The 19,539-nt window shown below is 73.9% G+C and carries 18 protein-coding genes and 2 pseudogenes; 12 read left to right on the top strand and 8 right to left on the bottom strand.

The genetic code is table 11. The annotated features are described in order from the left end of the window. Positions 1-121: 121 nt before the first annotated feature. From AB0E62_RS02510 to AB0E62_RS02480, 7 genes are all read left to right on the top strand, one after another. Positions 122-1,489: a trypsin-like serine protease gene (locus AB0E62_RS02510; protein ID WP_362186855.1), complete on the top strand. Its 1,368-nt coding sequence runs from the start codon at positions 122-124 to the stop codon at positions 1,487-1,489. A 215-nt stretch (positions 1,490-1,704) separates the two neighbouring features. Further along, entirely contained in the window at positions 1,705-2,664 is a 960-nt protein-coding gene (locus AB0E62_RS02505; protein ID WP_362186852.1) for an alpha/beta hydrolase, read from the top strand. 122 nt (positions 2,665-2,786) lie between these two features. After that, positions 2,787-3,143 carry a PRC-barrel domain-containing protein gene (locus AB0E62_RS02500; RefSeq protein WP_362186849.1) on the top strand — a complete coding sequence of 119 codons (357 nt, stop codon included), beginning with the start codon at positions 2,787-2,789 and terminating at the stop codon, positions 3,141-3,143. Positions 3,144-3,177: 34 nt separating this feature from the next. Further along, a complete protein-coding gene (locus AB0E62_RS02495; protein WP_362186846.1) occupies positions 3,178-3,351 on the top strand; it encodes a hypothetical protein in 174 nt (57 codons plus the stop codon). A gap of 91 nt (positions 3,352-3,442) precedes the next feature. Next, positions 3,443-4,612, top strand: a complete 1,170-nt coding sequence (locus AB0E62_RS02490; RefSeq protein ID WP_362186843.1) for a polysaccharide pyruvyl transferase family protein — start codon at positions 3,443-3,445, stop codon at positions 4,610-4,612. 34 nt (positions 4,613-4,646) lie between these two features. Continuing rightward, on the top strand, positions 4,647-6,056 hold the full coding sequence (locus AB0E62_RS02485) for an FAD-dependent oxidoreductase (protein ID WP_362186841.1): 1,410 nt from the start codon (positions 4,647-4,649) through the stop codon (positions 6,054-6,056). 94 nt (positions 6,057-6,150) lie between these two features. Continuing rightward, positions 6,151-6,867 carry a beta-glucanase gene (locus AB0E62_RS02480; protein ID WP_362186838.1) on the top strand — a complete coding sequence of 239 codons (717 nt, stop codon included), beginning with the start codon at positions 6,151-6,153 and terminating at the stop codon, positions 6,865-6,867. A 13-nt stretch (positions 6,868-6,880) separates the two neighbouring features. Here AB0E62_RS02480 and AB0E62_RS02475 read toward each other — a convergent pair whose 3' ends face one another. The 6 genes from AB0E62_RS02475 to AB0E62_RS02450 form a co-directional block, all read right to left on the bottom strand. Next, positions 6,881-7,129, bottom strand: coding sequence for a hypothetical protein (locus AB0E62_RS02475; protein ID WP_362186835.1), 249 nt, complete (start codon positions 7,127-7,129; stop codon positions 6,881-6,883). 69 nt (positions 7,130-7,198) lie between these two features. Then, positions 7,199-8,044, bottom strand: a complete 846-nt coding sequence (locus tag AB0E62_RS02470) for an STM4011 family radical SAM protein (RefSeq protein ID WP_362186832.1) — start codon at positions 8,042-8,044, stop codon at positions 7,199-7,201. 9 nt (positions 8,045-8,053) lie between these two features. Then, complete coding sequence (locus AB0E62_RS02465; protein ID WP_362186829.1) at positions 8,054-9,400, bottom strand: STM4012 family radical SAM protein; 1,347 nt, start codon at positions 9,398-9,400, stop codon at positions 8,054-8,056. Further along, on the bottom strand, positions 9,397-10,236 hold the full coding sequence (locus AB0E62_RS02460) for an STM4013/SEN3800 family hydrolase (protein WP_362186826.1): 840 nt from the start codon (positions 10,234-10,236) through the stop codon (positions 9,397-9,399). Before AB0E62_RS02460 ends, AB0E62_RS02465 begins: the two co-directional genes overlap by 4 nt. Positions 10,237-10,282: 46 nt before the next feature. Continuing rightward, positions 10,283-11,458 (bottom strand): STM4014 family protein, encoded by a 1,176-nt coding sequence (locus AB0E62_RS02455; protein ID WP_362186823.1) that lies wholly within the window; start codon positions 11,456-11,458, stop codon positions 10,283-10,285. Further along, positions 11,459-12,415 carry an STM4015 family protein gene (locus AB0E62_RS02450; protein WP_362186820.1) on the bottom strand — a complete coding sequence of 319 codons (957 nt, stop codon included), beginning with the start codon at positions 12,413-12,415 and terminating at the stop codon, positions 11,459-11,461. A 171-nt stretch (positions 12,416-12,586) separates the two neighbouring features. Between AB0E62_RS02450 and AB0E62_RS02445 the strand changes: the two are divergent. Then, a pseudogene (locus AB0E62_RS02445) lies at positions 12,587-12,913 on the top strand (hypothetical protein). A gap of 68 nt (positions 12,914-12,981) precedes the next feature. Then, positions 12,982-13,921: pseudogene (locus tag AB0E62_RS02440) on the top strand (DUF6745 domain-containing protein). Between the two features lie 87 nt (positions 13,922-14,008). Here the strand turns inward: AB0E62_RS02440 and AB0E62_RS02435 are convergent. Then, a complete protein-coding gene (locus AB0E62_RS02435; protein ID WP_362186817.1) occupies positions 14,009-14,698 on the bottom strand; it encodes a PepSY domain-containing protein in 690 nt (229 codons plus the stop codon). Positions 14,699-14,910: 212 nt separating this feature from the next. Here AB0E62_RS02435 and AB0E62_RS02430 point away from each other — a divergent pair, with 212 nt between their 5' ends. The 3 genes from AB0E62_RS02430 (at position 14,911) to AB0E62_RS02420 (ending at position 17,259) form a co-directional block, all read left to right on the top strand. Continuing rightward, positions 14,911-16,425 carry an MFS transporter gene (locus AB0E62_RS02430; RefSeq protein WP_362186814.1) on the top strand — a complete coding sequence of 505 codons (1,515 nt, stop codon included), beginning with the start codon at positions 14,911-14,913 and terminating at the stop codon, positions 16,423-16,425. A gap of 133 nt (positions 16,426-16,558) precedes the next feature. After that, entirely contained in the window at positions 16,559-16,774 is a 216-nt protein-coding gene (locus tag AB0E62_RS02425; protein ID WP_362186811.1) for a hypothetical protein, read from the top strand. A gap of 59 nt (positions 16,775-16,833) precedes the next feature. After that, complete coding sequence (locus AB0E62_RS02420; RefSeq protein ID WP_362186808.1) at positions 16,834-17,259, top strand: pyridoxamine 5'-phosphate oxidase family protein; 426 nt, start codon at positions 16,834-16,836, stop codon at positions 17,257-17,259. 121 nt (positions 17,260-17,380) lie between these two features. Here AB0E62_RS02420 and htpG read toward each other — a convergent pair whose 3' ends face one another. Continuing rightward, a complete protein-coding gene (gene htpG, locus AB0E62_RS02415; protein WP_362186805.1) occupies positions 17,381-19,282 on the bottom strand; it encodes a molecular chaperone HtpG in 1,902 nt (633 codons plus the stop codon). Positions 19,283-19,539: the final 257 nt, after the last annotated feature.

The following is a 19,539-nucleotide window of genomic DNA, read 5'->3' as shown; positions in this document are numbered from 1 at the left end:
CACCCCCGGTTCGCCTCCCCGCCATCCATAACGCGCGGGCAGGGGGTCGGCCGATGTCTTACGGGGCCGGGCGTGATCTCCCTACGGTTTCGGCACCCACCGAATCCGAGGAGACCTCCCCATGCTCCAACGACACCTCAGAGCCGCGTGCGCCGCCGCCGCGGCGACGGGTGCCCTGCTCGTGGCCGGGCTCAGCGGCTCGGCGAGCGCCCGGCCGGCCGCCTCCCCCGCCCCGCCGACGGCGGCCGAGACGCTGCGCACCGACGCGGCGCCGCCCGCGCTCCTCGGCGCCCTCCAGCGGGACCTGGGGCTGGACCGCGGGCAGGCGGAGCGCCGGCTGGCCAACGAGGCCGAGGCGGGCGCCACCGCCGGCCGGCTCGCGGCCGCGCTCGGCCCGGACTTCGCCGGTGCCTGGGTGCGCGGCGCGGAGTCGGACACGCTGAACGTGGCCACGACCGACCCGGCCGACGTGCCGGCGATCCGGGCGCGCGGGGCCCGCGCGGTCGTCGTGGACCACTCCCTGGCCGCGCTGGACGCCGCCAAGGCCCGGGTGGACCGTGCCGCCGCCCGCCGCGCCACGGCCGACACCCCGGTCTGGTACGTCGACGTGCCCACCAACACCCTGGTGGTGGAGGCGACACGGCCGGGTGCCGCCCGCTCCCTGCTGGCCGCCGCGCACGTCGGCGCCTCCCTCGCGCGGACCGTGAAGTCGGCCGAGCGTCCCCGCCCGCTGTACGACCTGCGCGGCGGCGACGCGTACTACATCGGCAGCGGCAGCCGCTGCTCGATCGGCTTCCCGGTGACCCGGGGCACCCAGCAGGGCTTCGCCACGGCCGGGCACTGCGGCCGGGCGGGCGCCACCACCACCGGCTCCAACCGGGTCGCGCAGGGCACCTTCCAGGCGTCCGTCTTCCCGGGCAACGACATGGCCTGGGTGGCGGCCAACGCCAACTGGACCGCGACCTCGAACGTGAACGGCTCCAGCGTCCAGGTCGCCGGATCCACGCAGGCCCCGGTGGGCTCCTCGGTGTGCCGCTCCGGTTCCACGACGGGCTGGCACTGCGGCACGGTGCAGCAGCTCAACACCAGCGTGACCTACCAGGAGGGCACCGTCAGCGGAGTCACCCGGACGTCGGTGTGCGCCGAACCGGGCGACTCGGGCGGCTCGTTCATCTCCGGCAGCCAGGCGCAGGGCGTCACCTCGGGCGGCTCGGGCAACTGCACCAGCGGCGGTACGACGTACTTCCAGCCCGTCAATCCGATCCTGCAGTCCTACGGCCTCACTCTCACGACGACCGGAACCGGCCCCGAGGACCCGGAGGACCCCGGTGACCCGGGCGAGCCGGGCGGCACCTGGGCGGCCGGCACCGTCTACCGGGCGGGCGACACGGTGACGTACGGCGGCGCGGGCTACCGCTGTCTCCAGGGCCACCAGGCGCAGACCGGGTGGGAGCCGCCGAACGCCCCCGCGCTGTGGCAGCGGCTGTGAGCGGCTGATCCGCGAGGCCACCACCGAGGGCCCGGGCGCCGGCGACGGGGCGCCCGGGCCCGGCGCGTGCCCCGGCGCGCCGGCCGGCGACAGCGGACGAGGGCGCCGGCCACCGTGCCGGTGACGCTGGGCGGACGGGCCATGGCGGCGGCCCCGCGCAGCGCACCCGTGCCGGTCGCCGTGCCCGCGATGATCACGCGAGTAGTCTTCGGGTCATGGTTGAGCATCGCATGGTGGACGTGAACGGCATCCGGCTGCACATCGCCGAGGAGGGCGAGGGCCCCCTGGTCATCCTGCTGCACGGCTTCCCGGAGTCATGGCACTCCTGGCACCGGCAGTTCGCCCCGCTGGCCGCCGCGGGCTACCGGGTGGTGGCCCCCGACCAGCGCGGATACGGGCGCAGCGACCATCCCGAGGACGTCGAGGCGTACACCATCCTGCACCTGGTCGGCGATGTCGTCGGGCTGATCCGGGCGCTGGGCGAGGAGCGGGCGTACGTCGTGGGGCACGACTGGGGCGCGCCGGTCGCCTGGCACACCGCCCTGCTGCGGCCGGACCTGGTGCGCGGGGTGGCCGGTCTGAGCGTGCCGCCGCCGTTCCGGGGGTCGCGGCCACCGCTGCCCGCCATGGACGAGATGTTCGGCGGCCGTTTCTACTGGAACTACTTCAACCGTCCCGGAGTCGCCGACGCGGAGTTCGCCGAGGACACCCGCACCGCGCTGCGGAAGTTCGTCTACTGGGGTTCGGGGGACGCCCCCGGCGCCGGACAGAAGCAGCCGCTGGTCGACCCGGAGCGGGGCTGGCTCGCGGACATGGCCGACCCCGAGGTGCTGCCCCGGTGGTTCACCGAGGAGGATCTCGACGCCCTCACGGAGAGCTTCTCCCGGGGCTTCACCGGGGCCCTGAACTGGTACCGCAACCTGGACCGGAACTGGGAGCTGACCGCTCCCTGGCACGGCGCCGTCGTCACCCCGCCGTCGCTGTACGTCTACGGCGACCGTGACGTGGTCCCCGCCTTCCCCGGCACCCCGGAACTCATCGAGCGGCTGCCCTCGCTGATGCCCGGCCTGCGGCGCGAGCCGGTGAAGCTGGCGGGCTGCGGCCACTGGACCCAGCAGGAACGGCCGGACGAGGTGACGGCGGCACTGATCGACTTCCTGGCGTCGTGCCCGTGACCTGACCGCTCGGCGTACCCGGCCCGGCATCCGGCCCCGGGCCGGTACGCCTTCCGAGGGCTTCGCCGCCACCGGCGCGACATATCCGGCGCGAGTGGGTACCCCGTGCACAGGAGGTACCGATGTTCGAAGCATCCGATATCCGCGAATGGCGCAACCACGACGTGGTCGACGAAGGCGGTCACAAGATCGGCGTTCTGGAGTCGGTCTACGTGGACACCGCCACCGACCAGCCCTTCTTCGCCGCCGTGACCGTGGGCGTGCCCACCCGTCGCCGGCTGGCGTTCGTGCCCCTCACGGGTGCGAAGGTCGGGCCGGGCTACCTGAAGGTCGCCCAGAGCAAGGGCCACGTCAAGAAGGCCCCCTCCATCGACACCGACGGCGAACTGACCGCCGCCGACGAACCGGGAGTCTTCGCCCACTACGAACTGCCCTACACACCGGGCGCCGGCGGCGAGCGACGTCTGGCACGCCGCTGATCCGCCGGACCCGCCGGGAAATCCGGGAGAGCCGATGAGCCTGTTCCTGTTCCTGATCCTCGCGGCCGTCGTCCTGGGGATCATCGGATTCGTCGTCAAAGGACTGTTCTACCTCCTGATCATCGGCGCCGTGGTCCTCGTCCTCGCCCTGGTCTACGCCGCCGTGCGCTTCCGCCGAGGCGGGCGCAAACACCGCGTCGCCCGCTGACGCGACCGGCCCCGGCGCGGCCCCGGTCGCCGTTCCCACCGGAAGGCGGCAAGCTGGTACAGCTTCTGCTGCGAACCATGAGGGAGCGGTCATGGAGGGCACGGACGGCGTGACCGTAGGCGTACTGGGCTCCTACGGGGGCCGCAACGTCGGCGACGAGGCGATCCTCACCGCCCTGCTGGGCCAGGTCCGGGCCGGCCGCCCGGACACCCGGTTCGTGGTCTTCTCACGCAATCCCGCGCACACCCGTTCGGTCCATCCGGACGTCGAGGTCGTGGGCTGGGAGGGGGTGTGCCGGGAGGGCATCTCCGGGCCGCTCGGCCGGCTGAACGTGCTGGTGGTCGGCGGGGGCGGGATCCTCTACGACACCGAGGCGCGCCGGTATCTGCGGCTGGCCGCCACCGCGCAGAACCTCGGCGTGCCCGTCTTCACCTACGCGGTCGGGGCCGGTCCGCTCACCGAAGAGACGGACTGCGCGTGCGTGCGCGCGGTGCTGTCGGACGCGGTCGAGGTGACGGTCCGCGACGAGGAGTCCAAGCTCGTCCTCGAGGAGGCCGGGGTCACCCGGCCCGTCTCCGTCACCGCCGACCCGGCGCTGCTGCTGGAACCCGGCGACCGCGGCCGGGCCCTGCTGCGGGCGGAGGCCGTGCCCCGCCGGGTGCGCCTGGTGGGGATGAGCGTGCGGGAGCCCGGGCACGCCGCCGAGCACCTGGACGAGGAGGGCTATCACCAACTCCTCGCCGGTGTGGGTGACTTCCTGGTGCACCGGCTGGACGCGCACGTCGTCTTCGTCTCGATGGAGCGCGGTGACATCCGGCACGCGCACGCCGTGGCGTCCCGGATGGCGGCGGCCGACCACTGCACGGTGCTGCACGGGGACCACGGGCCCCAGGAGGTCCTCGACATCGTCGCGCAGCTCGACCTGGCCGTCGGCATGCGGCTGCACTTCCTGGTCTTCGCCGCGCTCGCCGGGATCCCCCTGCTGCCGCTGCCGTACGCCGGGAAGGTCTTCGACTTCGCCCAGCGGATCGGCGCGCCCGCGCTGCGCGGTGTCGTCCGGGAGACGGCCGGGCTGCTGCTGGCGGAGGTGGACCGGCTGTGGGACGAGCGGCACGCCCGCGCGGCGGACGCGGCGGCGCGCACGGCCGCGATGCGGCTGCGGGCCGCCGGGACCGGCGAGCGGCTCCTCGCCTATCTCGACGCCGCCGCGCCCGGCGTCCTTCGCCCCGGCACGCCCGTGCCCGCGACCACCGCCCGCTGACGCCGACGGCCGCCGGTCCCCCGAGGGAGTCAACGTGTCCTCTCTGATACCGCCCCGCGTCCCCACCACGGTGGAGCTGCCCCCACGTCGGGCCGTGCACGCGGGAAGCACCCAGGTGCTGGTGGTCGGCGGCGGGCCCGCCGGGCTCGGCGCGGCCCTCGGGGCGGCCGACGCGGGCGCCGAGGTGATCCTCGTGGAGCGTTACGGCTTCCTGGGCGGCAATGCCACCGCGGCCCTGGTCATGCCGCTGATGAGCTTCCACAACGAGGTCAAGCAGGCCGTGCCCGGAGACACCACGCGGCTGCTGCCGCCCGACCACGGCGAGGGCGAGCCGGTCGTCGGCGGGATGCTGTGGGTGCTGCTCGACCAGCTGGTGCGCACCGGAGCGGCGATCCGGCCCTCGCTGGAGACCGGCTACACCGTGCCGTTCGACGCGGAGCTGTTCAAGCTGGCGGCCTACGAGCTGCTGGAGAACCACGAGGTCCGCATGCTGCTGCACGCCTTCGCGTCCGGCGTGATCGGCCTGCCCGACCGGGCCCGGGCGGTGTTCGAGACCAAGTCGGGGCCGCTCGTACTGGACGCGGACGTGATCGTCGACTGCACCGGGGACGGCGACATCGCCGCGGCGGCGGGGGCCGGGTACGAGACCGGCCGGCCGGAGGACGGCTGGACGCAGCCCATGACGCTGATGTTCCGCATGGTCCGCTTCGACCACGAGGAGTTCGCCGCCTACACCCGCGCCCGGCCGGACCAGTGGAAGGGCGTGCACGGGCTGTGGGACCTGGTCCGCGCGGCCACCGACGCCGGTGAGCTGGACCTGCCGCGCGAGGACATGCTGTTCTTCGCCACCCCGAACGCCGGTGAGGTGGCGGTGAACTCCACGCGGGTCACCGAGGTGCTCGGCACCAGCGTCTGGGACCTGACCCGCGCGGAACTGGCCGCGCACCGGCAGATGGCGCAGATCTCCCGGTTCCTGCGCGGCCGCGTACCGGGCTTCGCCGACTCCTACGTGGTGCAGAGCGGCGTCCAGGTCGGGGTGCGGGAGACCCGGCGGATCACCGGCGAGTACCGGCTGACCGGCGAGGACGTCCTGACGGCCCGCACCTTCGACGACGCCGTCGCGCGCGGCGCCTACCCCGTCGACATCCACAATCCCAGCGGTCGCGGCACCACGCTCAGGCGGCTGCCGCGCGGCGAGTCCTACGACATCCCGCTGCGCTGTCTGGTGCCGCGGGGCCTGGATCGGGTGCTGGTCGCGGGCCGCTGCATCTCCGGGGACCATGTGGCCCACTCCTCCTACCGCGTGATGCCGATCTCCATGGCCACCGGGCAGGCGGCGGGCGTCTGCGCGGCCCTCGCGGCGACCCGGGGGCAGCGGCCCCGGGACGTCCCGGTGGGCGCGGTCCAGCGGGAACTGCGAGCCCAGGGCGCCAGCCTGCGCTGACGATCCCGCCCGCTGTGTTCACCCACACGGAGGAAATCCATGGCGGTGACGGGCCTCGGCGCATGACCGGGTCAGCGCCGGTGAGACATGGGACATGACAGAACCGACGACGGGCGCCCCGGTGCCGTCCCCGCGCGACCCGGACCGGTCCGACATCGTGTTCACGGCGGACTTCGCCGCCACGGCGCAGTGGACCGCGGGCCGGACCTCGGCCTACCCGGGAGGCGGGCCGGTCAATCCTGACGACGACAAGCTGGACCATCTGGTGGACGGCGCCGAGCACAGCCGCTCGGGCGTGTTCCGGGCCGCCCGACGGCCGGACGGCATGTGGGACACCGGACTGCTGACCACCGAGGACAGCGAGGAGGAGTTCCTGCTCCTCGCGGGGGATGTGCTGGAGGCCCGGGTCCGGCTGCCCGCGGAGACCGGCGCGTGGCCGGCCATCTGGACCTGGCGGGACGGCGGCCAGGAAGTCGATGTCTTCGAGTACCACCCGGACCACCCGGACCTGCTGGAGTTCACGAACCACGTGCGCGGGTCGCAGCGGTACGTGCACCACGAGGCGGTCCGGCCGGGCGCCTGGGTCGATCTGCGCACCGAGTTCGGGCGGCGCTCGGTGGTCTGGTCGCTGAACGGCGAACCGGTCTTCGCCGACCGGCGCGGGGTGGGGCGCCGCTGGCACGCCTTCCTCATCGTCAACCTCTCGGTCTGCGCCGGGCGGTACCACCCCGCGCCCGACCCGGCGACGAACGAGATGTCCTTCGAGGTGAGCAGCCTGGTGGTGCGGCGCCCGCCCGAGGAGGACGCCTAGCGTCCGGCGGCCGTCAGCCGCCGGACCGGTCCTCCTCGCCGCCCCGCGGCCGGTCGTCGCGCCGCCGGTCCTCGGCCTCGACGCCGCGCAGCGGCTCGCCGGCCGTGGTGCCGCTGTCGGGCTGGTAGCCCTCCTTGGCGCTGGACGTGCCCCGGACCGTGCGCTCGTGTGCCTGGCTCTCGCTGCCCGAGTGCGCTCCGGGCTCCTTCTCGTCGCGGGCCCGCCCGTACCGGTCGGCGGGCTCGCCGGTGTGTCCGCTCATGGCGTCCTCCGCTCCACTCGTCGGCCCGCCCGGGTTCCCCCGTGCGGGAGGGGAAAACGGGGGACGGCCTCAGCGGCCGGCGGGGATCCGTTCCAGGACCCCGCCGGCGAAGACGTCGTACAGCGGGAGCGTCTCGAGGTGGACGTAACCGATGTGGCAGTCGCACACGGCCAGCGGGCAGGGGCGCGGGCCGAGCGCCGCCCGGTAGGAACCGTCGTAGAGGTTGCCCAGCTCGGTACGGACGAAGTGGCAGCGGCGGACGGTGCCGTCGCCGTCGACCGAGACGACCGACTCGCCGGTGCGGCAGGGCAGCCCGGCGCTGGCGTGCGGATGGCGGCTGTACGGGAACAGCGGGTCCAGGTCCGTCCAGACGGCGGCGTCCGCGTCGGTGTAGGTGCGGCCCTCGGCGGCGTTGACCCAGAGGTAGACGTGGTCCGGCAGGCCGGCGCGCAGCCGGCGGGCGTGGTCCAGGTGCTCGGGCAGACCCACGATGCCGACGCTGTACCGGATGCCGCGCCGGGCGAGATCGTGGCACTTGGCCAGGAAGCGGTCGTAGGGGGTCTGCCCGGGGTGGTAGGTGCACCACAGGGCCAGGGCGTCGGGGTCGGCGTCGGCCAGCCAGTCCGTGCGGCAGCTGAGGTTGGTCTGGATGGCGACGCGGCGGACGTGCGGCAGCCGGGAGAGGCCGACCAGGGCCCGCCGGTACCAGGAGCGGACCAGCCCCTCGCCCCACGGGGTGAACAGCACCGAGAGGCGGTCGCCGGTCTGCGCGGCGGCCCACGCGGTGAAGCGGTCCAGGGCGGCCCGGTCGGCGCGCAGCTGTGCCGTGGTGTCGCGCCGCTTGGCGAACGGGCAGTAAGGGCAGTCGTAGTCGCAGGAGGCGAGCGGGCCGCGGTAGAGGATCGTCAGGTCCATGCGGGCCGCCTACTTGCTCTCGTAGGCGGCCATCGCCGCGCGGACGGCCGGGGAGAACAGTTCCGGGCCGATCGCGTCGGAGTGCGCCAGCCCTTCCGCCGTCAGGCGCAGCCGGTGCGCGCTGTCCGGTTCCAGCCAGCCCCGGTCGGCGAAGCGGTGCAGCTCGGGGCCGAAGTCCTCGGCGGGATCGGTGCCGAAGCGCGCCCGGTAGCCGGCGACCGCCAGTCCCTCGGCCTGGAGCAGGGACTGGAGCAGATGACGGCGGCGCGCCTCGTCCGGGGTCATGCGGCGGCCGTACTCGGCGTGCGCGAAGGAGGCGGCGGGCCGGGCCACGTAGTCGTCGATGATGGCCCGGATCTGGTGCATGTCCACGGCGTAGTCGAACGAGTAGTGCAGGGCGGACGTGTACGAGCGGGCGCCGCAGCCGAGGCCGATCATGCCGTCGGTCTGGCAGGCGTAGTCGTCCGGGCCCTGGGGCGGGGCGTCGGCGCGGCGGAACATGCGCAGGGAGTGCTGTACGTAGCCGTGGGCGAGGAGGTGGTCGCGGCCCAGCCGGTACAGGCGCAGCCGTTGCTCGTCCCAGGCCGGGTCGGGGCCGGGGCGGCGGCGGTCGAGGCCGGTGAGGGGGCGGACGTAGAGGGGGTAGAGGTACAGCTCCTCGGGGTGCCAGGCGAGGGCGGCGTCCAGGGAGTGCAGCCAGCTGGCGTCGGTCTGGCCGTCGATGCCGTAGATGAGGTCGATGTTCAGCACCGGGATGGCCGTGTCCCGGATCCGGGCGAGGGCCGCCTCCACGTCCGCGCGGCGCTGGGGGCGTACGGCGGCGCGGGCCTCGGTGTCGACGAAGCTCTGCACGCCGAGGCTGAGCCGGGTGGCGCCCCGGTCGGCGAGGACCGCGAGGCGGTCGGCGGTGGCGGTGGCGGGGGACGCCTCCACGGAGAACGGGACGGCCCGCAGGTCGGCGCCCATCCGGTGCTCGGCCAGGTCGCACAGCCGCTGGAGTTCGGCGGCGGTGAGGAAGGTGGGGGTGCCGCCGCCGAACGCGGCCGTGGCGAAGCGGACGCCGGCCGTGTCGCCGAGGGCGGCGCGGACCGTCGTCGCCTGGCGTTCCAGGGCGTCGAGGTAGGCGGTGGTGAGCCCGTCGGGGGCGCCGATCCGGGTGAACAGGTTGCAGAAGCCGCAGCGGACCTCGCAGAACGGCACGTGCAGGTAGAGGGAGAGCGCGTCCTTGGGTTCCGCCGCCCACAGGGTGGTGAGCGCGGGGCGGTCGGGCAGGGGGCGGTAGGCGGTCTTGTGGGGGTAGGCGTAGACGTAGCTCTGGTACGGGCTTGCGTCGGTGGGCTGGGGGGCGAGCGTCATCGGGCGGCCTCGGCGTGCGGGGGTTCGGGGCGGTGGGCGGGGTCGAGGACGAAGTGGGCGTAGGGCACGGTCCACACGGACGGGTGGCCGAGGCGGTGTCCGGTGTAGCCGTCGTCGCCGTAGGCGGTGCCGTGGTCGGAGCAGACGATGGCGAAGCAGGGGCGCCGGCTGCTCGCGGCGGCGAACAGGCGGCCGATGTGCCGGTCGACGTACTCCAGCGCGGCGGCGTGCGTGGCGCGGGTGTCACCGGCCTCGCGGGTCGCGCCGGGCAGGTGGAACCAGTTGGGCTGGTGCAGGGCCGACACGTTGACGAACAGGAACAGCCGCCGGTCGGCGGGGAGCCGGCTGACGACCTGTTCGGCGCGGGTCACCTGGGCCTCGAAGGAGGTGGGGGACGTGACGCCGAACTCCGGTTCCCAGTGGGACTCGTGGAACAGCCCGGGCAGGACGGAGCCGAGCGGTCCCTGCTTGTTGAAGAAGCCCACTCCCCCGATGCACACCGTGTGGTAGCCGTCCCGGGCGAGGGCGGAGACCAGGTCGGGGGTGTCGTAGACATAGGTGCCGCCGGCGGTGGTCTCGCTGCCCGCGAACCGCGCGGCGAACAGCCGGGGGTGCGGGCCGGGGGCCGCCGGTGTCGGCAGGAACCCGGCGAAGATGGCCTGGTGGGAGGCGTAGGTGAAGCTGCCCGGGGCGTGCCGTTCCTCCCATCGGCCGCCGGGCAGGTGCCGGGCCAGGTGGGGGATGCGGCCGGCCGCCGCCAGTTCGGCCGCCACGTCGTGGCGCAGGGTGTCGAGGGTGACCAGCAGCAGGTCGTGGTTGCCGACGATCCGGTTCATGTCCGGTTGCCCGGCGCGGCCCGGAGGCTGGTGCGACGGCGTCGGGTCAGGCGAACGCATGAGGAATTCCCGTTCTGTTCTCGTGCTCATGGGGTACGCGGGCGTGCCGGGCGAGGGCGGCGGTGACCTGTGCCGCGTAGGTGTCGAGGCCCTCGGCACCGCTGCCGGGCAGGCCGGTGAGCCCGGGCAGCAGGTCGCCGAAGGCGTTGACCTCGCCGACGGCCGCCCGGCGCCAGCCGGTCGCCGGCAGCAGGTCGACGCCGACGCACAGGGTGCGCGGGAAGCAGGCCGCAGCCTGTTCGCACACGCCGAGGACGTCGGCCCAGCGGGCGCCCGACGCCTCGGCGGCGGCGCGGGCGGCGTCGAGGTCGCCGCGCCGGCCGCCGAGGTGCAGGTTGGTCAGCGGGGAGGCGCTGGTGCGGACGACGGCATGGGTGGCCTTTCCGGCGACCACGACGACCCGCAGGTCGGCGGCGCGTCCCCGCTGGGTGGCCTTGGGCAGCCAGCGTTCGAGGTGCAGGCCGTCGGGGGCCAGGGTGTCGACGATGGCCGCGATCTGCCGTTCGTCGGTGTAGCGGTGGATCCGCAGCGAGTTGAACAGGCGGCCGTCCGGAGCGCGTTCGACCGAGGTGGTGGCACGGATCCGGCCGCCGCCCGCGGTCTCGACGGCGAGTACGCCGGACGCGGACGAGCCGTGCGCGAGCTTCACGAACAGCCGTGGCATCCGGTGCTCCCGCATCAGGGCACGTACGTCGTCCCAGCCGCCGACAGTGGGTGCCCAGGCGCCGGAGGTGGGTGAGTACGGCACGGGCACGCCCGCGCCGGCCAGCACGGCGTGGCAGCGGCGTTTGTCGAACAGCACGGCGAGGTCGTCCGGGTCGTCCAGCCGGACGCCGCCGCGCAGTCCGCGCAGCGCGGAGGTCAGCGTGGCGTACCAGTGGGCCGAGCCCTCCACCCGGGTGGGGTCCTCGGCGCCGCGCAGCAGCCGGTCGACCTCGGTGTTCTCGCCCGGGGAGTCGAGCCGGACCAGTTCGCCGGCGGCGAAGCCGGCGCCGCCGGCGCGCAGGACGTCCGCCCAGGCGACGACGCGCGGGGCGGGCAGGCCGGCCGCGCGCACCGCCTGGGCGAAGAGCGCGACGCGGCGGTTCTCGGGGTTGCCGACCACCGCGAAGCGCGCGGCGCCCGCCTCACGCGCGCGGAAGTCCTCGTGGTGCGCCGCCATTTACTCGCCCACGGACACGTAGCGCCAGACCGTGCCGTCGCTCTCGATGTCCTCGTCGGCGTCGTCCCGGTCGAGGTCCAGCTCGACCCCGGCGGGCTCCAGGGTCTGCCGGAGCCGGTCCAGCAGGGGCTCGGTGAGGTAGTGGTGGTGCAGGTCGAGCTTCTTCAGGTGGGTGAGGGGCTGGCCGGCGAGGAGGGCGGACGCGCCCTCGTCGGTGAGGATGCCCAGGGAGAGGTCCAGCGTCTCCAGGCGGGCCACCACCGGGGCGGAGGCGACGGCCGCGGCGACGGCGTCCTGTATCTCGCTGTCGCGCAGCGCGAGGTGGCGCAGGCTCGGCAGGCGCGCCCCGGACAGGATGGGTTCCCAGTCGGCGGGCTCGCTGTCGCCGCCGTAGTCGGGCGTGCCGAGCCACAGGTCGAGGTGTTCCAGCGCGGGCAGGTCGCTCGCGCCGACTCCGCGCACCACCGCCGCGGGCAGGCCGCCGGTCTCCATCGTGAGGGTGCGCAGCCGCGTGTGGCGCACGGCGGGGAACTCCAGGCCCGATCCGCCGCGCACGCCGAACTCCTCCAGGGCGGGGAAGCCGGTCAGCAGCGGGGTGACGTCCGTCTGGTTGATCCAGGAGATCTCGCACTCCTCGGACTCCATGTCGCCCAGGAAGATCGCGCGCAGGGCGGGGAGTCGGTCCCGGGCGGCGAGCAGCGCCTCGATGACGGCGGAGGAGTCGGTGTCGTACGCCTCCTTCCAGGCGCCGACGACGAGCGCGCGGACACGGGTGGTGTCGATCTTGTCCAGGAAGCGGGCGAAGACCTCCTGCCACTCCTCCCCGGCGTCGTAGACGGAGGTGCCGACGCGCCAGGCGACGCCGTCCGGTTCGGGCAGGTCCTTCTTCCAGTCCGGCTCGGGGAAGGTGTACACGGGCAGCCCGTGGAAGATGTGCGGGTGGTCGCCAAGGGTCATGCTGCTGCTCCTGGAGCTGGAAGGAAACACGGGCTGATGTCGGCAGTTCTACCAACCGGCACTGACAACGGCGGGCGGCGGGGCCCGTTCGCGGGAGCGTTGTCAGTGGCGGGTCCTACTGCCGGTGGCACGCGGGCGGCGCGGTGTGCGCCGCTGTGGAGGGGGGCGTTCATGTACCGGCAGGGAGACGTGCTGCTCGTGCCCGTCGCCGAGGAGGCGGTTCCGGCTCATGTGGCGGGCGCGCCGCGGGAGGGCAGGGACGGTCGGGGCCGGCTCGTCCTGGCCCTGGGCTAGGTCACGGGGCACGCGCACGCGGTGGTGGGGCCGGGTGAACTGGTGCGGGAGCCGGGCCCGTCCGGGCCGATGCCGCTGCGGCTGCCCAGGGGCGGACGGGTGGTGCACGAGGAGCACGCGCCGATAGCGCTGCCCGCGGGGTGGTGCCGGGTGGTGCGGCAGCGGGAGTACGTGCCCGGTTCCGTGCGGATCGTGGCCGACTGAGCGGAGGGGAGCGGAGGGTGACGCGGTGGGAGGCATCGCCGGTGGCAGGTGAGGACGCGAGGCGGGACATGGCCGGGGAGTGGCGCGCGTGGGCCGTCTCGACGCGGCCGGCCGACCGGCCGAGGCGGGGGTCCGTGCGGCCTACCGCCTGGCGGGGCTGCCGGAGCCGGAGCGCGTGCTGTGGGCGAGTTCGCCGTGCGAGGGGTCGCGTTGGTGCGGTCCTTGCCGGACAAGGGGCCGAGCGTGCGCGAGGCGGTGCGCGGCGCGCCGTGGGCCGACCGGCGCCGGCTGCTGCACGAGGGGCTGGGCGCGGCCGGCTGGGCGGCGCGCTGGTCGGCCACCGGTGCACGCCTGTGGAGTCTGAACCAGGCGCTCGTCGACCGCGTCCGGGCGGGTGTGCTGGGGGAGCTGGGCGAGGAACCGGAGACACGGCTCGCGCTGCTGGACGCGGTACTGGGGCAGCACGACGCGCCCTGGCTCGCGGCGTTCGACGGCAGGGAGGGACCCTTGGAGGGGCTGGCCGAGGTGTGCCGCAGCGCGGGGTGGTGGTGGCCGTTCGCGCGGGTGGCCGTCGTCTGCGAAGGTCCGGAGGCGCTGTACCGGGACGAGGCGGGCCGGCTCGACTGCGGCGACGGTCCCGCGCTGGCGCATGCCGGTCGACGCGTCCTTCGTGGCGGAGCCGCGCACGCTCACCCCGGAGCGCGTCCGGGCGGAGGAGAACGCCGAACTGCGCCGGGTGATGCTGGAGTTCTACGGCTACGACCGTTGTCTGGCGGACTCGGCGGCCCGTCCGCCGCACCGGGACGGGACCGGCACGCTGTGGCGGATCGACCTCGACGGGACGAGCCGGTGGTGATGGTGGAGGTGCTCAACTCCACTCCGGAGCCCGACGGCACGCACCGCGCCTACTGGCTGCGGGTAGCGCCGTCGACCCGGACGGCACGGCAGGGGGTCGCCTGGACGTTCGGGCTGGACGAGACGGCGTACGCGCCGCTGCGGGAGACCTGAGATCCGGGCCCCGTGGATCGCGGGTGAGGCGGCTCCGCACCCTGCCCGAGGGCGGTGCGGAGCCGTGCTCCCCTGGCGGCCGGTCCGTCAGTCGCGGTCGACGTGCTCGCGGAGGATCTTGCGGTTGGTCGCGTCGATGTCGAAGGTCGTCTTGTTCCAGTCGTCGGTCGTCACGACGTCGACGGACCACTTCGGGGCACCTCCGTCGGTGTCGTCGAGTTCGACGGCGGTGACGGTGCCCTTGGTCCTGCCCGTGGCGGTCTGCGCGGCCTGCTGCGGGGTGACGGTGGCCTTCTTCAGCAGGTCCGCCAGTTCGCGCTTGTCGTCGCCGTCCTCGTCCTTGGCCCGCGCGCGGCCGGCCTTTCCGCCGATCGCGTCGACGGAGACGGTGTGGGCGGTGCCGTCGTCCATGGCGACCTCGGCCTCCCACCGGGGGCTCCCGGGCGGGCCCTTGAGTTCGACGGACACCGGCTCGGAGTCCGGTACGGCCCCTACGGCCGCGCTCAGCGCCTGCTCGTAGCCGGTCTTGGCCTGGGGGACGAGCGCCTTGCGTTCCCTCTGGTCCTCGGTGAGGTTGCCCGTGTCCGACGGCGCGGGCGAGGTCGCGGCGGCCCGGGCGGCGTCGGCGGCGCCGCTCCCCTCGGCTTCGCCGCCGGTGCCGGTGCCGCACCCGGTGAGCAGGGCTCCGGCCGCGGCCGCCGCGCAGATCAGGGCGGTGCCCCGGGCCAGCGGGGGGCGGTCACGGATCGGAAGTATTTCGTCACTCTTCGTGTTCATGCGGTCAGTTTAGGTGAGCTGTCCGTCCGGTGCCTCGTCGGGGACCGGCGGCCGGGTGCCCGGAGCAGGCTGGGGGTATGAGCCGGACAGGTGTGCCGGGCAGGGGCGGGGGAACTTGGTCCGCCCGGTGGCCCCGGTGGCCCCGGTGGCCCCGGTGGCCCCGGTGGCTTCGGTTTCGGTGGCCTCGGTGGCCTCGGCGGAGAGGAGTCCAGGTGACAGCGTCGACGCCGGCCGCGGGCGGTCAGGAGCCGGACGCCCGCGGGGGCGGGTACGAGCCCGATCCGCAGCGCTGGCGCGCCCTGTGGGTCACGCAGGTGGCCGGGTTCATGAGCCTGCTGGACGTCACCATCGTGGCGGTCGCCCTGCCCACCGTCCAGCGCGCCCTGCACGCCTCTCCGGCGCAGGTGCAGTGGGTGGTGTCCGGATACGCCCTGACCTTCGCCCTCGCCCTGGTCACCGCGGGGCGGCTCGGCGACGCCCTGGACCGGCGCCGTATCTTCCTGCTGGCCCTCGGCGGCTTCGTGGTCTTCAGCGCGGCCTGCGGCGCGGCCCCGGACATCACGCTGCTGGTGGCGGCCCGGCTCGCCCAGGGCCTGGCGGCCGGCTTCATGGCCCCGCAGAACTCGGCGCTCATCCAGCAGATGTTCCGCGGCGCCGAGCGGGGCCGCGCCTTCGGCTTCTTCAGTGCCACCGTGGGCATATCCTCGGCCGCCGGCCCGATCACCGGCGGGGCCATCCTCGCCCTGGCCTCCGGCGCCCAGGGCTGGCGGTGGATCTTCTACGTCAACGTTCCCATCGGCATCCTCGCCGTCCTGCTCGGCCGGCGCCTGCTGCCGCGCACCCGGCGTTCGGGGCGGGGCCGGGTGGACCTGCCCGGCGTCCTGCTCCTCGGTCTCGGCGTGCTCGCGCTGATGTGTCCGCTGGTGCTGGCGGAGTCCGGTGGCATCGAGCGCCTGTGGTGGCTGTTCCCGGCCGGTGCCGCGCTGCTCGCCGTCTTCGCCGGGTGGCAGCGCCGTCTCGTCGCCCGGGACGCCCAGCCGCTGCTCGACCCGCGCCTGTTCACCACCGTGCGCGGTTACGCCGTCGGCGCCGGTATCGGCGCGCTGTACTTCGTCGGGTTCAGCGGTGTGTGGCTGGTCTTCGCCCTCTTCTACCAGCGGGGGCTGGATTTCTCCCCGCTCCGGTCGGGCCTCGCCGTCACCCCCTTCGCCCTCGGCTCGGCGTGCGCGGCGGTGGTCTCCGGCCGGCTGGTGGAGCGGTACGGCCGCCTGCTCACCGTCTGCGGTCTCGCGGGGGTGATCGCCGGCCTGGGCGGCACGGCACTGCTGCTCCGCCTCGCGCCGCTGGAGCTCGCGCCCTGGGTCGCCGCGCCGGTGCTCTTCCTCGGCGGCGTCGGCGGCGGCTTCGTGGTCTCCCCCAACATCACCATGACCCTCCGGGACGTACCCGTGCGCATGGCGGGCGCGGCGGGCGGCGCGCTGCAGACCGGGCAGCGGCTGGGCGCGGCGCTGGGCACGGCCGCGCTGCCCGGCCTGTTCTACCTGGTGCTCGGCCGCGGCGGCGACTACCGGGGCGCTCTCGTGGTCGCGCTGGGTGCCGCGCTGGCCGGCATGGCGGCCTCCCTGGCCCTCGCGGTGTTCGACTGGCGGCGCGATCGGCGGCGCACGCCGCACCGGAGGTGTCCGGACGAGGTCGCCCAGGCGTCCGTGCACGCCCGGCAGAGCTGACGGCGGCCCTCGGGCGGCCGGGGCGGGCGGCAGGGCCATCAGGGTGGACCGGGCCCGTGTCGGGCGGCGGGCGCGCACCGGGTTGGCCATGCTGGCCGGAAGCGGCACCCCACGCGGCGACAAGGAGCACGGCATGCCGACGGACCCGGTCGAACGATTCCTGGCGGCGCTGGACCCCGGTCACCGGGAGGACGTCGGCGCGCGGCCGCGCGAGGAACAGGAGCGGCTCGCGGCGGCCTGGACGCGGGAGCTGGAAGCCGACGACGAGCTGGACACCCTGGACGAACTGTCCCCGCCGGCGGCGGAGGCGGAGGCGGCCCGCCGGGTCCTGGAGCGCGGCACCGACTGACACCCCCGGCTCCGCTGCGGCCTGTTGTCCGGGCCGGAACAGCGGGTTAGGGTCGGCCGGTGGCACTCTCGAGGCAAGAACGCGAACTGTTCCTGGCGGAGCCGCACATCGGCGCGCTGTCGGTCGTCGAGCACCCGGACCGCGCCCCGCTGACGGTTCCCATCTGGTACCAGTACACGCCGGGCGGCGACCTGTGGGTGCGTACCGGGCCCGACTCCCGCAAGGGGCGGGCGATCCGCTCGGCGGGGCGCTTCAGCCTGCTGGTGCAGCGCATCCAGCCGACCGTGCGCTACGTGTCGGTGGAGGGCCCGGTCGTCGCGACGGATCCGGACAGCCCTGAGCTGTCCTGGGAGATGGCCGCGCGGTATCTCCCCGAGGACAAGGTGGCCGCGTTCGTGGAGTACGACCGGACCCGGCTCGGCGAGCACGTCATCATCTCCATGCGCCCCGAACACTGGGTGTCCGCCGACCTCGGGGCCTTCTGACCCACGGATCCCGTTGACCGGCCCGGACGGCGGGCGACACCCGGGCTCGGCCGACGCGGCCGGTGTGCCCGGCGAAGACCGGAGCGGGCCCGGGCCGCGCGGCCCGGGCCCGCCGGGGGGATTACAGCGCGCGTTCCAGACGGTCCGCCATCAGCTTGACGAAACGGGCCGGCTCCTTGGGCTGGCCGCCCTCGGCGAGCACCGCCAGGCTGTACAGCAGCTCGGCGGTCTCGGCCAGTTCCGTACGGTCCTCGCGCTCCTTGTACGCCTGGTTGAGGCCCTTGACCAGCTGGTGGTCCGGGTTCAGCTCCAGGATCCGCTTGGCCCGGGGCACTTCCTGGCCCATCGCGCGGTACATGTTCTCCAGCGCCGGGGTGAGGTCGTGCGCGTCGGAGACGACACAGGCCGGGGAGACGGTGAGCCGGGAGGACAGCCGTACGTCCTTGATGTCCTCGTCCAGCCGCTCCTTCATCCAGCCGAGCAGCCCGGCGTACTCCTCGCTCTGCTTCTCCCGGTCCTCGTCGGCGCCGTCCTCGTCCTTGGCGTCGAGGTCGATCTGCCCCTTGGCGACGGAGCGCAGCTTCTTGCCCTCGTACTCGCCGACGGCGTCGGCCCACACCTCGTCGACCGGGTCGGTGAGCAGCAGCACCTCGATGCCCCGCTCCCGGAACGCCTCCATGTGCGGGGAGTTCTCGATGCTCTGCCGGGACTCGCCGGTCAGGTAGTAGATGTCCTCCTGGCCGTCCTTCATCCGCTCCACGTACTGCTTCAGCGTGGTCGGCTCGGTGTCGTGGTGGGTGCTGGCGAAGGAGGCGACGGCGAGGATGGCGTCGCGGTTCTCCGTGTCGGTGACCAGTCCCTCCTTCAGGACCGTGCCGAACTCCCGCCAGAAGGTGCCGTAGCGCTCCTGGTCCTTGGTCATCATCTCCTTGACCGTGGACAGGACCTTCTTCGTCAGCCGGCGCCGCATCATCTCGATGTGGCGGTCCTGCTGGAGGATCTCGCGGGACACGTTCAGCGACAGGTCCGCCGCGTCCACGACGCCCTTGACGAAGCGGAGGTACGGCGGCAGCAGCGCCTCGCAGTCGTCCATGATGAACACGCGCTTGACGTACAGCTGCACGCCCCGCTTGAAGTCGCGGGTGAACAGGTCGTGGGGCGCGTGGCCCGGGAGGAACAGCAGGGCCTGGTACTCGAAGGTGCCCTCGGCCTGGAGCCGGATCGTCTCCAGCGGGTCGCGCCAGTCGTGGCCGATGTGCTTGTACAGCTCGTGGTACTCGTCGTCGGACACCTCGTCGCGGGGCCGCGCCCACAGGGCCTTCATGGAGTTGAGCGTCTCGGGCTCGGGCGTCTCGTCGCTCTCGCCGGCCTTGTCGGGCACCATGCGGATCGGCCAGGTGATGAAGTCCGAGTACCGCTTGATGATCTCCCGGATCTTCCACGGGGAGGTGTAGTCGTGGAGCTGGTTCTCCGGGTCGGCGGGCTTGAGGTGCAGCGTGACCGAGGTGCCCTGCGGCGCGTCGTCGACCTTCTCCAGCGTGTACGTGCCCTCGCCGCGCGAGGACCAGCGGGTGCCCTGGCTCTCGCCGGCCCGGCGGGTCAGCAGGGTGACCTCGTCCGCGACCATGAAGCCGGAGTAGAAGCCGACGCCGAACTGGCCGATGAGCCCGTCCTCGCCGGCCTTGTCCTTGGCCTCGCGCAGCTCCTCGAGGAACTTCGCGGTGCCCGAGTTGGCGATCGTGCCGATGAGGCGCCCGACCTCGTCGTACGACATCCCGATGCCGTTGTCGCGCACGGTGAGGGTACGGGCGTCCTTGTCGATGTCGATCTCGATGTGCAGATCGGACGTGTCGGCTTCGAGCGAGTCGTCCCAGAGCTTCTCCAGCCGCAGTTTGTCCAGCGCGTCGGAGGCGTTGGAGACGAGTTCCCGCAGGAAGACATCCTTGTTCGAGTAAACCGAGTGGATCATCAGCTGGAGCAGCTGACGGGCCTCTACCTGGAACTCAAACGTCTCGGTCGGCATGTTCGCGAATTCCTCACAGGTCCTGTTGCCCTGAACTGGTGGCAAACACTGTAAAACACCACGTCAGGGCGGTGACCCCCAGAGGAGGCCGGTGGCTGGATTCCGCACCCCGCCGGCCCTCCCCCGAGCGGCGGGCACCGGGCGCGGCCCGGGTGCGCCGGCGGGCCGGCAGCGATGATCGAAGTCGGTGCCATGACCCTCGGCTCCCCGGGTACCCGGCAGACCCCGGCCGGGCCGTCCGCACGGGCGGACGGCCC

Source organism: Streptomyces sp. NPDC038707, from assembly GCF_040636485.1.
In the GTDB taxonomy this organism is placed as follows: domain Bacteria; phylum Actinomycetota; class Actinomycetes; order Streptomycetales; family Streptomycetaceae; genus Streptomyces.
This window is presented reverse-complemented; position numbering and strand designations above follow the sequence as displayed.